We start from the raw sequence: 14,439 nt of genomic DNA on the forward strand, positions 1-14,439 counted from the left end.
AATAAGCGTGATGGGACGAGGGGATGCTCGGCCCAATGCAAATCTATCGAGGGCAGCATGAAGAATCTTACCCTGGCGGCTGTTGCCGCGCTGGCGTTTGGCGCAGGCAGCGCACAGGCTACGGATATCGAATTCTGGTACGGCAATACCGGCCCGGTAGAAACCGCGATCAAGGCGCAGTGCGATGCCTTCAATGCTGCCCAGAGCGCGCATCATATCAACTGCGTCGGCCAGGGCAGCTACGAGGTCTCGATGCAGAAGGCGATTGCCGCCTATCGCGCCAAGAACCATCCCGTCCTCATCCAGTTCTTCGATGCCGGCACGCTCGACCTGATGTTGTCGGATGCCGTCGAGCCGGTCCAGGACCTGATGCCGGATGTGAAGTGGGACAGCTACATCGCCGGTGCCCGTGCCTATTACGAAACCTCAAAGGGCAAGCTCTTCGCCCAGCCTTACAATTCCTCGACTCTGCTGTTCTATACGAACAAGACCGAGCTCGAGAAAGCCGGCATCATGCAGACGCCGACCACCTGGGAAGAGGTGATCGATGCCGCGCGCACGCTCAAGGCCGCTGGGCATGCCTGCCCCTTCGTCACGGATGGTGACACCTGGCGTATTCTCGAACAGTTCTCGGCGCGTCACGGCCTGCCGATTGCCACGAAGCATAACGGCTATGACGGTCTCGACGCCGAATATGTGATCAACACCACCTTCGCCGCCAAGCATCTCGCCAATCTCGTCGAATGGCGCAACGAAGGCCTCGTCCGCCTCGCCGCCGATACCAAGGCCGGCAATTACACCGCCGCTTTCAACGCCGGCGAATGCGCGATGATGGAACAGTCTTCCGGCTCCTACGCCGCGGCCGCCAAGGCCTTTGACGGCAAGTATGAGCTGACCGTCACCATGGCGCCGATGTACAAGGGTTACGAGCGCCACAACACCTTCGTCGGCGGTGCCTCCATCTATGTCATGAAGGGTCACGACAAGGCCGAGATCGAAGCCGCCAAGGCCTTCCTCGACTTCCTGCGCAAGCCGGAACAGCAGATGTTCTTCACGGCGAACACCGGTTACGTGCCGGTCACGACCGACGTACTGGATGCGATTGCTGAAAGCGACGAGGCGGATTCGCCGAAATATGCCACCGCCAAAGTCGGCGTCGAATCGATGAACCAGCCTGCCACGCCGGATACGCGCGGCATTCGCCTCGGCTTCTACGTGCAGTTCCGCGAAGTCTTCATGGAAGAAACCCAGAAGGCTTTCGCCGGCCAGCAGACCATGCAGGTGGCACTCGACAACACCAAGAAGCGCGGCGATCAGCTGCTGCGCCGCTTCGAGCAGACCTACAAGGGCAAGCAGCTTCCCTGATCCTGCATCTCCGATACGCGGCATGGGGCGGTTTGCCGCCCCATGCCTTCATATTGTGGGGCCTTCATTCTGTCCGGGCCTTCATCGTTTTGGGCCTCTATTCGCTTGGACTGCCTGATGTCGTCGGAATCCTCAATGTTCAGCCACCGCTGGCTGCCGCTCCTGCTGGTGGCGCCGTTGATGCTGCTGGTCGTTCTGTTCTTCTACATACCGGTCTTTCAGGCCTTCTACTGGTCGTTCTTCCTGGAACAGCCTTTCGGCGGTGGATCACAATTCGTCGGGCTGGAGAATTTCAAGCGCGTCCTCTCCGATCCTGAATTCTGGATGGCAGGCTGGCGCACCATCGTCTTCATGCTGACCGCCTCGCTGCTCGCGGTTGTCGTGCCGCTGATGCTGGCGATCGCCGCCGACCGCAGGATCGCGCTGTCCTTTCCGGCCCGCAACATCCTCGTCTGGCCCAAGGGCGTTGCTGGCGCCTCGATCGGCGTCGTCTTCGCCTTCCTGTTCAATCCCTTCGTCGGCCTCATGGCGCCGTTCAACACGCTGTTTCCCGGCGCGTGGAACCCCGGCATCGACGGAACCGATGCCTTCATCACGCTGGTCGCAGCCCATGTCTGGAGCGGCATCCCGTTCAATTTCGTCATTCTTCTGGCCGGCCTGCGGTCCATCCCGCATACCCTGACCCAGGCCGCCGCGATCGACGGGGCAGGGCCGTGGCGGCGAATCTTCGACGTACAATTGCCGCTCATCATGCCGCAGCTCTTCCTGACCTTCGTCCTGGAATTCACCGAGAGCATCACCTCGGTCTTCGCGCTGATCGATACAATCACCAAGGGCGGCCCCGGCGGATCGACGACGCTGCTCGTCTACAAGATCTATGTCGACGGCTTTTCCGGTTTCGACCTCTCCGGCGCCTCCACCCAGACGGCCATCCTGATGGTCTTCGTCCTCCTTCTCGCAGCCTGCCAGTTCTTCTACCTCGGCCGGCGCATCAATTACGAGCGCTGAGCCATGGTCGAGAAAGCTCGTTCCATCAACATCACCGCGACGCTGCTGCTCATCATCGGCATCGTTTATATCGTCGGGCCTCTCTACCTGACGCTGTCCACCGCCTCGCAGTCCTACGAATACATGCTGCGCAACGGTCTTGCCTGGATCCCGGGTGGTGAACTGTTCGCCAACATGAGCAAGGTCATCCACGAAACGCGCATCCCGATCCAGATGCTGAACAGCATGACAGTGGCCTTCTCCAACGCGCTCGCCACCTGTGCGCTGTCCTTCCTGTCGGCTTATGCGATCGTCTATTTCCGCATCCGCTGGGCCGGTATTGTCTTCGCGCTTATCCTGGCGACGATCATGCTGCCGCTCGATATCCGTGTGATCACCACCTATCAGGTCGCCTCCAACATTTTCTCGCCGCTTAATGCGGTGCTGGATTTCACCGGCCTCAACAGCCTGATCGCAGACATCTTCGGCACGCCTGTCCATCTCGAACTCAGCGTGCTCGATACTCGCTTCGGTCTCGTCGCGCCGCTCGTGGCCCATGGTACGGGCACGTTCCTGTTCCGGCAGTTTTTCCTGACCCTGCCCAAGGACCTGTTCAAGGCGGCGCGGATGGATGGTGCTGGGCCCATCCGTTTTCTCATTGATATCCTGCTGCCGCTTTCACGCACGAGCGTCGCCTCACTCTTTGTGCTCACCTTCCTGAGCGGCTGGACGCAATATCTCTGGCCACTGGTCGGCGCCTCGACGCCCGACATGCAGACCGCTGTGGTCGGCCTTGCCCGCCTGGTGCCGGATGCCGACGGTCAGGTTCCCGATTTCCCGATGATCATGGCCGGCGCCGTGCTCGTCTCCCTCGTTCCCCTGGCCATGATCGCGCTGCTGCAGCGCTATCTCGTCCAGGGCCTCGTTCTCTCGGAGAAATAACCATGGTCGCCATCGGTACCACCATTCGCGACGCTTCAGCCGATATCGAACTGATCGGCGTTACCAAGACCTATGATGCGAAGAACGTCGTCATCCCGCCGCTCAGTGTTGCGCTTCGCCCCGGCGAATTCACGGTCATCCTGGGGCCGTCCGGTTGCGGCAAGTCCACCCTTCTGCAGATGATCGCCGGCCTCGAACGGGTGAGCGGAGGCAAGATCCTCATTTGCGACCGCGAGGTGCAGGACCTGGAGCCGAAGCACCGCGGCTGCGCCATGGTGTTCCAGAACTACGCGCTTTATCCGCACATGACGGTGGCCGAGAACATGGCCTACAGCCTCAAGGTCGCCGGCATCCCAAAGGCCGAGCGCAATGAACGCGTCGCGGGAGTGGCGAAAATGCTCGGCCTGTCAGATCTTCTGGCCCGCAAGCCGGCACAGCTGTCCGGCGGACAGCGCCAGCGGGTCGCGATCGGCCGCGCAATCATCCGCGAGCCGGGTGTGCTGCTCTTCGACGAACCGCTGTCCAATCTCGATGCACAGCTACGCCACGACATGCGCGTCGAGCTTGCCGACCTGCACCGCCGCATCGGCGCGACCAGCGTCTTCGTCACCCACGATCAAGTGGAGGCGATGACGCTCGCCGACCGCATCCTCATCCTGAACAAGGGTCGCGTCGAGCAGTTCGACACGCCGAAGGCGATCTATCACCATCCCGCCTCCGTTTTCGTTGCCAAGTTCATCGGCGCGCCGCCGATGAACATTCTTCAGGTCACGGGCGACGGTTCCGTCTTGCGGCTTCCTGACGGTCAGGCCGTGGCGAACTATTCCGGCAAGGGTAGCTTTCAGCTGGGAATCCGCCCGGAAGACATCTCGGTCAATGCCGGTGGCTCCATCAAGGCCCGGATCCGCTACCGCGAAGACCTCGGTTCCCACGAAATCCTCGAGACCGAGATCGGCTGCCAGCAATTGCGCATCGCGACACCCTTCGGAGTCGAGATAGACACCACGTCGGTGCTGTCCCTGACCTTCCCGCGAGGTCGCCTGCACCTCTTCGACGGCGAGACGGGCCGCGCCATTCCCGAAGCATTCGGCACTGCGGCCACCACCCAGTCCATGAAGGAATATCAGTGAGCTACAGAGACTTTATCGCCGATCCCGCCCGGGACTGCGCGGTTGTCGCCCATCGAGGTATCTGGCGGGAAGCGCCGGAAAACAGCCTTCTCGCCATCCAGCGGGCCATCGACGCCGGTTATGATGTGGTTGAGATCGATGTGCGCCGCAGCGCCGACGGCGGGCTGGTCCTCCTGCATGACGATAGCCTGCAGCGCATGGCGGGTGTCGAGGCGGCGCCGGAAAATCTGTCTTCGCGGGAACTTTCAGCTCTATACCTGCGCAATCGCGACGGCGGCACCGACAATGCCTTCACCAACGAAAGGCTGCCGCGCCTGGTGGAGGTCTTCGAGCTGACGAGAGGACGCATATTCCTGCATCTCGACGTCAAGGACCGGGGCATCATTCCGGATGTCATCGCCTGCGCGAAACTGATGGGCGTCGAAGACCAGGTGGATTTCTGGGCCGCGCTAAAGACGACGGAGGATTTCGCCTGGATCCGCAAGACCATCGCACCCCATGACGTGCTCTTCATGGCCAAGACCCGGCTCAACGTGCCGGATGCCGCAACCCAGCTCGCGCTTCTGAGAGACCTCTCTCCGTCAGTCTGCGAGATCTACTTCGACCACCTGGAACAGCTTTCCACCCTCGACGGCCCGTTGCGCGACAGCGGCATGGCGCTCTGGGTCAATACGCTCGATTCCGTCGCCTGCGCCGGTTTCACCGATACCGCCGCACTGCTTGATCCCGATGCCGTCTGGGGTCGCCTGATCGATGCCGGCATCTCGGTCATCCAGACCGATGAGGCGGCGGCCCTCAAATCCTACCTCGCGGCCCGCCGCAGCTGACATATCCCAAGGAAAACAAAATGACCCACTACACGGACTTTATCGCCGATCCGAATCGCGACCCCGCCATCGTTGCCCATCGCGGCGCCTGGCATGGTGCTCCGGAAAACAGCCTGGCCGCGATCGAGCGTGCCATTGCCGTCGGCGCCGATATCGTCGAACTCGACATCCGCAAGAGCGCCGATGGCGAGCTATTCATCATGCATGATGACACGCTCAAGCGCATGGCTGGTATCGACCGCGACGCCGAGACCTTCACCATTGCCGAGCTGCAGGCGATTGCGTTACGCGAAGACGATGGCGGCGAACATCGCACGACGACCGACCAGCGCATCCCGACCCTCAAGCAGGCGCTTGAGGTTCTCCGCGGCCGTATCTTTGCCGATCTCGACCTGAAGGATCGCGGCCTGTTTTCCGAGGTCGCCGCCTGCGCCCGAGAAATGAACGCCGCCTCCTATGTCGACCTGAAGACGCGCGTTATGACCCGCGAGGAGCTCGACTGGGTGCGTGCCCAGAACATTGACGGCGTGCCCTTCATGGCGATGGCCACCTTTACCGCAGAATACCTGCCGGATACGATGGCGCTCCTGTCCGAAATCAAGCCCTTCATGTGTGAAATGCGCTTCGACCGCATCGAAACGATCAGCGAAAACAGGCAGATGTTCCACCATTCGGGCATGGCCCTGTGGATGAACACGCTCAACATGGCAGCAAGCGGCACGTGGCTGGACAAGACGGCTCTCGTTGATCCAGACAGCATCTGGGGCCGGCTGATGGATGCCGGCGTCAGCGTCTTCCAGACCGACGAGCCGGAAGCGCTCAAGGCCTATATCGAAGGACGCCGCGCATGAAGACCGTCAGCGACGAACTGCTCAATGCCCTGATGGCGGATATGCGCGAAGCGGCGGAGAATGAGATCCTGCCGCGCTTCCGCTCCGTCACCTCGGATACCATCCGTGCCAAGACCATTGCCGACGATATCGTCACGGATGCCGATATCGCTGCCGAAAGGATGATCAGCGACAAGCTGAACGCGCGCCTGCCGGGCATCACCATCATCGGCGAGGAAGCGGTCTCCGACGATGCCTCCATCCTGGCGCGCCTTGCCGAGGCGGAACTGGCCGCCGTCATCGATCCGGTCGACGGCACCTGGCATTTTGCCCATGGCACGCCGATGTTCGGCAGCATCCTTGCGATCGTTTCCGGCGGCCAGACGATCGCCGGCCTGATCCATTACCCGGTTCTCGGCGATTTCCTGGTTGCGAGACCGGGGCAGGGCGCTTGGCATGTCGCCGCCGACGGCACGCAGACACGGCTTTCCGTAGCGGAACCCACATCCGTCGGTGAGATGCACGGTTTCATTCCACTGCATATGTTCGAGCCGGATCTGCGGGACAAGCTCGCGCCGCGCCTGTTGCGCTTCCTGCGCATCACCACCTGGCGCTGCTCGGCCTGGGAATATCGCATGCTGGCGACCGGCGCGATGAGCTTCTGCCTCAACGAGAGCCTGAAGCCCTGGGATCATGCGGCGGGCGTGCTCATCCATGCCGAAGCGGGCGGCCATGCGGCCACGATGGCGGGCGAAATCTACAGGCCGACTATGACCGAAGGCCACCTGCTGGCGGCACCGGACAAGGCGTCCTGGAAGGCGATCAGGGCGGCTTTGGCGGATTGAGCGTGTGTCTTCGCAGTCATCGGCTCTCCGGTGACTGCATTCCTTCGCATATACGCTCGATGATCTCCTAGTTTCTGACGTCTTGGGCGGATAGCCTGTCGCGTGATTCGTCGCCCCGCAGCGAGGGCGATCAGAGACAGTCGAAGGAGACGAAGATGGCGGAGTTTGGAAGCGGTCTGGTCGAGCTGAAGCCGCAGATCACCGTGATCGGCGTCGGCGGCGGCGGCGGCAACGCGATCAACAACATGATCGAAGAGAACCTGAGGGGCGTTGAATTCGTTGCGGCCAACACGGACGCACAGGTTCTCGCCACATCCAAGGCATCGCGCCGCATCCAGCTCGGCGCTCAGGTGACGGAAGGTCTCGGCGCGGGCTCGCTGCCGGATGTCGGGCGTGCGGCCGCAGAAGAATCGATCGACGAGATCATGGATCATCTGGCAGGCTCGCATATGTGCTTCGTCACCGCCGGCATGGGCGGCGGCACCGGAACTGGCGCAGCGCCGGCGATCGCCCGTGCTGCTCGCGCCGCCGGCATCCTGACGGTCGCGGTCGTCACCAAGCCGTTCACCTTCGAAGGCCAGCGTCGCATGAAGACGGCGGAAGCGGGCATCGAGGAACTGCGTGATGCGGCCGACACCGTCATCGTCATTCCCAACCAGAACCTCTTCCGCATCGCCGATGCCAAGACCAGCTTTGCCGACGCCTTCATGATCGCGGACCGCGTGCTCTTTTCCGGCGTCGGCTGCATTACCGACCTGATCGTCAAGGAAGGCCTGATCAATCTCGATTTCGCCGACGTGAAATCGGTCATGCGCGGCATGGGCCGCGCAATGATGGGCACGGGCGAAGCCTCTGGCGACAACCGCGCGATGGCGGCCGCCGAAGCCGCGATCGCCAATCCGCTGCTCGACGACATCTCGATGAGAGGCGCCAAGGGCGTCCTGATCTCGATTTCGGGCGGCTCCGACATGACGCTCTTCGAGGTCGACGAGGCCGCAAGCCGTATCCGCGACGAGGTGGAGGCAGAAGCCGATATCGTCGTCGGCGCGATCTTCGACCGCAATCTCGACGGCAAGTTCCGCGTTTCGGTCGTGGCGACCGGCCTGGACAAGTAGCGGGCGTCGGCCGGGCTCAGCCGGCGACCGATTTCAGATGCTCCTTGAGGCGCGGGATGTCGGTCGGCGAAACATCCCGCGGATCGGTCAGCGGTATCCACGCATCGATATAGTGCTGAGGCGCGTAGACATGGCCATATCCCACCGGCGAACTGGTGGCGATCGCCATGTCCACGACAAGCTGCAGTGCCGTCACGATCGGGAGCCATGTGAAATCGGGCGATACGTCCGGACCGCGCGCGCCCTTCAGCCATTGCGGTTCGCGGAAAAACGACGACGGGTCGAAAAACACGACGGGGTCGCTGGCATACTGGAGATAGACGATCCGCATCGCTCCCCAGGGAGCAAAGTCGCCGCTTGCGGTGGTGTTCTGGTTCGCGAAGCGGACGACGGATCCGTCCCTGAAACGCGGCAGCCATGCCGGAGAGCCGGCTTCGCGCGATGCAGTTATATAGTTCCACGTCTGGCTTCGAAACGGCGGCCCGCTCCAGAGAGCGCCGTTGAACGGATCGCCGACGATGTCGTAAATATCGGTGGAGAGCTGTGAGTTCAGCGCGCCGAGGCTGAGGCCATGGAGGTAGAGGCGAGGGCGTTTATCGGCGGGCAGTGTCTTCCAGTATTTGTAGACCTCCTGGAACATGGCCTTGGCCGCGTCCTGGCCGCTTTCCGGCTCGATCAGCAGGGAAAGCCAGCTCGTGAGATAGGAATATTGCAGGGCGACGCTCGCGATATCGCCCCTGTGGAGATATTCCAGCGTATCGATGGCGGCAGGATCGACCCAGCCGGTTCCGGTAGGAGCGATCACCACCAGCAGCGATCGCTCGAACCCTCCCTGCCGCTGCAGCTCCTTTAGCGCCAGCTTTGCACGATCCTCGACCGTCTCTGCATTGTTCAGCCCGACATAGACGCGGATCGGATCGAGCGCCGGCGTTTTCCAGAAGTCGCCGATCGCCTGGGAGCGTGGTCCGCTGGAGACGAATGACCGCCCCTGCCTACCGAGATCGTCCCAGGCGACGAGCGATTGATCCCCGCCGGTGACGTCGACGCCCGCGGGAGGCTTCTCGTCCGGCACGATCATTTCGTCGGCCTTCTGGAACGATGCATCCGCTGCGTTCAGGCCCCATCGCAGCAATAGGCCTTGCCCGATGGACCAGAACAGGACGATCGCCAGCGCAAACGCGATCACGTTGGACACCCTGCGTGGCATGACCGCGTCCAGCCAGTCGGAGAGCCGGTTGGCGGCAAGGCGGAACAGCCGGCCGATGGCAAACAGCAGAGCGAACGTAGCGGCTGCGATGGCGGCCAGACGCGCCGGATCCGCGCTGTCGAGCCGTTCCATCCCCCACAGTGAGCGAATGGAATTCTGCCATCCGACGGCATGCCAGAGAAAGATGGCGGCTATGATGAGTGCCGCCAGAAGGGTGAAGGCGCGTAGCGGCAAGGCATGTCTCGAGAGCCAAGGCAGCTCGAGATAGCGCCATAACCAGCTGAGGAACACGCCGATTGTATATCCCACCGCGGCACAGATGCCCGATAGCAGCCCCTGGACAATGTAGGAGCGCGGCATGAGGCTCGGCGTGAGCGACCCAGCGAAGAAGAAGAGCGCGAGCAATGTGCCCGTGGCACATAAGGATCCCATAAGCCGCAATATCAATCCAGATCCTCGCTACTAGCAGCCTCGCATCGAACCCGGCCGGACCGGCAGGGTATCGTCCCGATGGCCAAGATAGGGTGCCGTGCCTCAGGGTCCATGACTTGCCGCATGCAGGGGGCCTCGAGCCCGCGCGACAATTGTAACGGATGCCACCTGCCCGGAAACAAACCTGTCATCGGTACCGAAGAGCTTCCCGCCACGATCGAATTGCCGCGGAGAGACATTATGGACAAGGTGAAGGTAGAAAACTGGAACGTGCTCGGCACGTTCGTGCGCATCGTCTGGGATGCGGGATCGACCCAGGGAAGCGATCTCTTCGATGTCACCGTGCCACCCGGCGGCGGGACTCCACGCCATGTTCATTCGGTCGAGACCGAGTCTTTCTATGTCATCGATGGCGTCGTCACCTTCAATCTGGGGGATGAGACGATCCACGCGCATCCGGGGACCTTCGTGATCGGCGTCCCCGGCGTGCCGCATGCCTTTCGCAACGAGACGTCGAAGCGTGCGCGAATGATCTGTACATCGGTGCCGGGTGGACGGCATGCGCAGTTTTTGCGCGAGGTCGGCGAGCCGCTGTCGGATACGGCAACCGAAGCCAAGCCGGTCGAATTCACCGAGGAACTGATGCAGCGGGTGGTGGCCGCATCCGAGAGAATGGGCATCCAGCTATTGGGTTAGCTCATGTTTCGCAGTGGTGGCATTGCGGTGCTGCGCGCGACTTTTACCACCGTCCGATCCATCAGCATGAAAACAGGCAGGGGGAAAATCTTGAAAAGAGGATATGTATGGGCTGTCATTTCAGCCCCGGTGTCGGTCGTCTTGGTCGCCTTCATCGCATGGATGATGTTTGGCTCCACCATCTTCAACCTGGAAGCCAACGCGCTCTGGCGGATCGAGCAGGCCTGCCTTGCAAGCCCGGCCGGAACGACTGATCCTCCCTGCATCCTGGCCGATCCGTTCGAAGGCTATGTTCTGATCAAGGACCGCAAGGGCAGCAGCCACTACCTCCTGCTGCCGACCAGACGCATTTCCGGCGTCGAGAACGAAGAACTTCTCTCCGGCACGCTTCCCAACTATTTCGAGCTTGCCTGGTCCGCCAGAAAGGTCTTGTCCATCGGCCGCCAGGCACCGTTGCCCGACCAGGATGTGCTCCTGGCGATAAATTCCAAATTCGGCAGATCGCAGGGGCAGCTCCACATCCACATTGCTTGCGTCAAGCCGGAAGTCGGCCAGCTTCTTGCACGGTTCGACGGCAACATTCCCGAATTCTGGTCCCAGTTCCCGGTGGATCTGGAAGGACATGACTATTTCGTCCGGCGCATAAGCCTCACCCAGTTCGAGGAGGTCGGAGCCTTTCGTGTCGTTGCGCTGGGAATGCCGCGCGCTGCCATGGCGATGGACCGCGTGTCTATCGCCATGGCAGCGGCGAAAAACGGCGAGGTCATCCTGCTGGCCACCGAGCGGGACCTGTTCGATTTCAATCTCGCCTCAGCAGAAGAGCTACAGGATCATGACTGTTCGGGGAGGTAAGAGCGGTTCAATAGCGATACGCGGCGGTTCGCGGGTCTTTCGGCCCTTGATGCTGCAGGGGCTCGGGCCGCAGATCTGCAGAAATGCACGCCTTGCGTGTTTTGAGCGGAATGTACAAGCGAACTACTCCTGATCCGCTAACCTCTCCCCATCAGCGCACCATCGAACTGGTCTGCCAGGATCGCATCGCTTTTGACAGCTTTGCGGCGCGAGGACTTGTGACGCTGCAACGTTTCAATCACCAGGGAGATTTGCAAATGTCCGTTCAGTCTGAAGGAGTTCTTCGTCGCAATTTCTGCCTCTGCTGCGTCGGTGTCATGACGCTGGCGGCCAGTGGCGTGTCCCTTTCTCCACGTCAGGTTTTTGCCAAGGCCAAGGGTATTGTCGACAACATGCGGGATGCAGCTGCAGAGGCGGAGATCGTAACGCACAAGCTGCGCGGCGGCCTCGCCGTGCTCGAAGGCTCCGGCGGCAACATCCTCGTCTCTTCCGGCGCGGACGGAACCCTGCTGGTCGATGCCGGCATCACCGCCTCCCAGCCGCATATCAGGCAATCCCTTGCCGATCTGGGCGCCGGGCCGATCCGCCAGCTCATCAATACCCATTGGCATTTCGATCACGCGGACGGCAACGAATGGATTGCAAGCGACGGCGCGCGCATCATTGCCCAGGAGAAAACCCTGGTGCACCTGAAGGCAGCCCAACGCGTCGAAGACTGGGATTTCGATTTTCCGCCGGCACCGCCCAAGGCACTGCCGTCCGAGACATTCGCCAGCAGCCATGAGATCTCGGCCAACGGTGACACCCTCAAGCTGGATTATTACGCTGGTGGCGCCCATACCGACAGCGATATCCTCGTCCTGTTCGAGAGAAGCAACGTGCTGCATGTCGGCGATACCTACTGGAATGGCATCTATCCGTTCATCGACTATTCGACCGGCGGCAGCATCGACGGGACGATCAGTGCGTTGGAGAAGAATCTCGGCCTGGCGGAGCGCGACACGATCATCATTCCCGGTCATGGCGCGCCGGTCAGCAACGTGGTCGAGATGCAGGCCTTTCATGACATGCTCGTCGCAATTCGCGACAATGTTGCCAGTCTAAAGGCCAAAGGGCTGAGCCTGGCCGAGACCCAGGCCCAGAAGCCAACAAAGGTCTTCGACGAGAAATGGGGCCAGTTCGTCATCGGCCCCGACTTCTTCACCAAGCTCGTCTATGAGGGTGTCTGACGTCTATCGGCTCCACTGACTGAAATATGCCCGCCGGAAGGCGCCGCCGGGGCGATGGGAGAGGCGGGGGCTTTGCTGCTGGAACGATGAGGCGGCGCCCATGCCATCCTGTCAAAACTCGAGACAACCGGATCATTTGTCAGGCCGATCGTGCAAGCGATCGGCCACTCCGCCGGATATGCAGGGCGGCGGGCACGGCCGCATCCTGCCGTGGAGCAGCGTAGATCCGAGGAACAGGCCATGGTTTCAGATAGCAGTTCTCAACCCGTCCCCGCCGGTATACAGCTGCCGGTCGTTCCGGTCGCAGCCTTCGGCATGGTGCTGGGTGTCGTTGGCCTTGCAGGCAGCTGGCGGGCCGCAACGGCCTATTGGGGCGTCTCCGCCCTGGTCGGTGAAATCATCGGAATGATTGGCGCTGCCATATGGCTGGCTCTCATCGTCTGTTATGCCCTGAAGTGGATGGCTTTCCGGCAGGATGCGCTCCAAGAACTGGAACATCCGGTCCAGTGCTGCTTCGTCGGCCTCGTCGGCGTTGCGACCATGTTGGTGGCCAATGTGGCGCTGCCTTTCTCCCATATGCTGGCCGAGGCCCTCTTCTGGCTGGGCTTTCTCTGGACGGCACTCTTCGCGCTCTGGCGCACCGGCGCCCTGTGGCGCGGCGAGCGTGATCCATCGACCACCACCGCGGTCCTCTACCTGCCGACAGTCGCCGGCTCTTTTGTCACCGGCATCGTGGGAAGCGCGCTGGGTTACGAGGGGCTTGGCCAGCTCGTCTTCGGCGCCGGCTTTTTCTCGTGGCTCGCCATCGAATCAGTGCTGCTCAACCGCTTGCTGACGGCAGGCGAGATGGTTGAGCCGATCCGGCCGACGATGGGCATCCAGCTCGCACCGCCAACCGTCGGCACTGTCGCCTATCTGAGTGCCACCACCGGCCTGCCGGACATGCTGGCCCACGCCATGCTGGGTTATGGCCTCCTGCAGGCGCTGCTGATGATCCGCATCCTGCCCTGGCTGCTGAAACAGCCCTTCACGGCAGCCTACTGGGCATTTTCCTTCGGACTGACCGCTCTTGCCACCGCCGTTGTACGAATGTCCGAGCGCGGCGATGTCGGACCCGTTCCCGCGCTCGCCATGCCGATTTTTCTGGTCGTCAACGCACTGATCGGGCTTCTTGCCGCCCTGACGCTCGGCCTCCTGCTGCGCGGCAGGCTCTTCCCGCTTCGCCCGGTCTCGGGCTGAGAAAGGAGGCGCGCGGCAGGATCGTCTTGCATATGGTCTTCTGCTGGCGAGCAGCCGACTGAAGATTTCACAATTGGTTTGGGAAAATGGCGGACAAGGTGGGATTCGAACCCACGGTACGCTTTCACGCACACACGCGTTCCAGGCGTGCGCCTTAAACCACTCGGCCACCTGTCCTTTAGGATGTTTTGCGCCGTCTTCGAGGCAAAACGTTGGAACGGCCGCGATATATACCGATCATTGCTGAAGGATCAACCCGATTCTGAAGGATTTTTGACATCTCCCACGGAATGCGTCCTTCGCGTTGCAAAGCCGGGGTGTGAAAGCTATCCTGCTGTCAAAGAAGTCTGTTGCAAGGAAGGAAGATCTGCGCGGTGAGCGGTTTGCGGGCAGTTTTCCACTTTCTCAGCCTGGTGGCTCTGGCGGCGGCTATCCTCGTCGGCACGATCGATTCGATCCAGTCGGTCTCGACATCGGAGATCGTACTTACCAGCCTCGGCAATGCCTGGCTCAATCTCGATGCCGAAAGCCTGACACTGGCAGAATTCGCCGCGAATGACTATATCAGCGCCGATATATGGCGACCCTTCGTGGCACCGGTCCTGGCTCAGCCAGCCGTTGCCGTGTTTCTGTTGCTGGCACTCGTTTTCTGGATCATCGGCTACAAGAGAGCATCCTTTGCCGGACGCTTCTCGGCCTGATCCGTCAGTCGACGTGATCCGGCAGCGGCGAGGGCGAACCCG

14 protein-coding genes and 1 tRNA gene are annotated in these 14,439 nt (G+C 61.6%); 13 read left to right on the top strand and 2 right to left on the bottom strand.

Annotated elements, in window-relative coordinates; all coding sequences use genetic code 11:
- Positions 1–57 precede the first annotated feature (57 nt).
- From BM216_RS04790 to ftsZ, 8 genes are all read left to right on the top strand, one after another.
- Complete coding sequence (locus tag BM216_RS04790) at positions 58–1,365, top strand: extracellular solute-binding protein (RefSeq protein ID WP_092995807.1); 1,308 nt, start codon at positions 58–60, stop codon at positions 1,363–1,365.
- A 117-nt stretch (positions 1,366–1,482) separates the two neighbouring features.
- Complete coding sequence (locus BM216_RS04795; RefSeq protein WP_092995810.1) at positions 1,483–2,373, top strand: carbohydrate ABC transporter permease; 891 nt, start codon at positions 1,483–1,485, stop codon at positions 2,371–2,373.
- 3 nt (positions 2,374–2,376) lie between these two features.
- Positions 2,377–3,294, top strand: coding sequence for an ABC transporter permease subunit (locus BM216_RS04800; protein WP_092995813.1), 918 nt, complete (start codon positions 2,377–2,379; stop codon positions 3,292–3,294).
- A 2-nt stretch (positions 3,295–3,296) separates the two neighbouring features.
- The gene (gene ugpC / locus BM216_RS04805) at positions 3,297–4,424 is read left to right on the top strand and encodes an ABC transporter ATP-binding protein (protein WP_092995816.1); all 1,128 of its coding nucleotides are present in this window, start codon (positions 3,297–3,299) and stop codon (positions 4,422–4,424) included.
- Positions 4,421–5,251 (top strand): glycerophosphodiester phosphodiesterase family protein, encoded by an 831-nt coding sequence (locus BM216_RS04810; protein WP_092995819.1) that lies wholly within the window; start codon positions 4,421–4,423, stop codon positions 5,249–5,251. The genes ugpC and BM216_RS04810 overlap by 4 nt, the downstream gene beginning before the upstream one ends.
- Before the next feature lie 20 nt (positions 5,252–5,271).
- A complete protein-coding gene (locus tag BM216_RS04815) occupies positions 5,272–6,102 on the top strand; it encodes a glycerophosphodiester phosphodiesterase family protein (protein ID WP_092995823.1) in 831 nt (276 codons plus the stop codon).
- Complete coding sequence (locus tag BM216_RS04820) at positions 6,099–6,926, top strand: inositol monophosphatase family protein (protein WP_092995827.1); 828 nt, start codon at positions 6,099–6,101, stop codon at positions 6,924–6,926. The genes BM216_RS04815 and BM216_RS04820 overlap by 4 nt, the downstream gene beginning before the upstream one ends.
- 155 nt (positions 6,927–7,081) lie before the next feature.
- Positions 7,082–8,041: a cell division protein FtsZ gene (ftsZ, locus tag BM216_RS04825; RefSeq protein WP_092995831.1), complete on the top strand. Its 960-nt coding sequence runs from the start codon at positions 7,082–7,084 to the stop codon at positions 8,039–8,041.
- A 16-nt stretch (positions 8,042–8,057) separates the two neighbouring features.
- Here ftsZ and BM216_RS04830 read toward each other — a convergent pair whose 3' ends face one another.
- The gene (locus tag BM216_RS04830; protein WP_092995834.1) at positions 8,058–9,680 is read right to left on the bottom strand and encodes an alpha/beta hydrolase; all 1,623 of its coding nucleotides are present in this window, start codon (positions 9,678–9,680) and stop codon (positions 8,058–8,060) included.
- A gap of 240 nt (positions 9,681–9,920) precedes the next feature.
- Between BM216_RS04830 and BM216_RS04835 the strand changes: the two genes are divergently transcribed.
- From BM216_RS04835 to tehA, 4 genes are all read left to right on the top strand, one after another.
- Complete coding sequence (locus BM216_RS04835; protein ID WP_177230710.1) at positions 9,921–10,376, top strand: cupin domain-containing protein; 456 nt, start codon at positions 9,921–9,923, stop codon at positions 10,374–10,376.
- A gap of 90 nt (positions 10,377–10,466) precedes the next feature.
- Positions 10,467–11,228, top strand: coding sequence for a CDP-diacylglycerol diphosphatase (locus tag BM216_RS04840; RefSeq protein ID WP_177230711.1), 762 nt, complete (start codon positions 10,467–10,469; stop codon positions 11,226–11,228).
- A 257-nt stretch (positions 11,229–11,485) separates the two neighbouring features.
- A complete protein-coding gene (locus BM216_RS04845; RefSeq protein ID WP_092995843.1) occupies positions 11,486–12,457 on the top strand; it encodes an MBL fold metallo-hydrolase in 972 nt (323 codons plus the stop codon).
- Between the two features lie 240 nt (positions 12,458–12,697).
- Positions 12,698–13,696, top strand: coding sequence for a dicarboxylate transporter/tellurite-resistance protein TehA (tehA, locus tag BM216_RS04850; RefSeq protein WP_092995846.1), 999 nt, complete (start codon positions 12,698–12,700; stop codon positions 13,694–13,696).
- An 87-nt stretch (positions 13,697–13,783) separates the two neighbouring features.
- Here tehA and BM216_RS04855 read toward each other — a convergent pair.
- Positions 13,784–13,873 (bottom strand) — tRNA-Ser (locus tag BM216_RS04855).
- A gap of 197 nt (positions 13,874–14,070) precedes the next feature.
- On the opposite strand from BM216_RS04855, the gene BM216_RS04860 reads away from it, so the two are divergent.
- Positions 14,071–14,397, top strand: a complete 327-nt coding sequence (locus BM216_RS04860; RefSeq protein WP_092995849.1) for a hypothetical protein — start codon at positions 14,071–14,073, stop codon at positions 14,395–14,397.
- The last annotated feature ends 42 nt before the right edge of the window (positions 14,398–14,439 follow it).

Origin of the sequence: Rhizobium sp. NFR07, from assembly GCF_900111905.1 — a bacterium.
GTDB lineage: Bacteria > Pseudomonadota > Alphaproteobacteria > Rhizobiales > Rhizobiaceae > Neorhizobium.

Bases quoted from the DNA above. Each gene is read 5' to 3' on its own strand.
- BM216_RS04835 (WP_177230710.1), top strand. From the start codon at position 9,921: ATGGACAAGGTGAAGGTAGAAAACTGGAACGTGCTCGGCACGTTCGTG.
- BM216_RS04795 (WP_092995810.1), top strand. From the start codon at position 1,483: ATGTCGTCGGAATCCTCAATGTTCAGCCACCGCTGGCTGCCGCTCCTG.
- ftsZ (WP_092995831.1), top strand. From the start codon at position 7,082: ATGGCGGAGTTTGGAAGCGGTCTGGTCGAGCTGAAGCCGCAGATCACC.
- BM216_RS04845 (WP_092995843.1), top strand. From the start codon at position 11,486: ATGTCCGTTCAGTCTGAAGGAGTTCTTCGTCGCAATTTCTGCCTCTGC.
- ugpC (WP_092995816.1), top strand. From the start codon at position 3,297: ATGGTCGCCATCGGTACCACCATTCGCGACGCTTCAGCCGATATCGAA.
- BM216_RS04820 (WP_092995827.1), top strand. From the start codon at position 6,099: ATGAAGACCGTCAGCGACGAACTGCTCAATGCCCTGATGGCGGATATG.
- BM216_RS04800 (WP_092995813.1), top strand. From the start codon at position 2,377: ATGGTCGAGAAAGCTCGTTCCATCAACATCACCGCGACGCTGCTGCTC.
- BM216_RS04790 (WP_092995807.1), top strand. From the start codon at position 58: ATGAAGAATCTTACCCTGGCGGCTGTTGCCGCGCTGGCGTTTGGCGCA.
- BM216_RS04815 (WP_092995823.1), top strand. From the start codon at position 5,272: ATGACCCACTACACGGACTTTATCGCCGATCCGAATCGCGACCCCGCC.
- BM216_RS04830 (WP_092995834.1), bottom strand. From the start codon at position 9,680: ATGGGATCCTTATGTGCCACGGGCACATTGCTCGCGCTCTTCTTCTTC.
- tehA (WP_092995846.1), top strand. From the start codon at position 12,698: ATGGTTTCAGATAGCAGTTCTCAACCCGTCCCCGCCGGTATACAGCTG.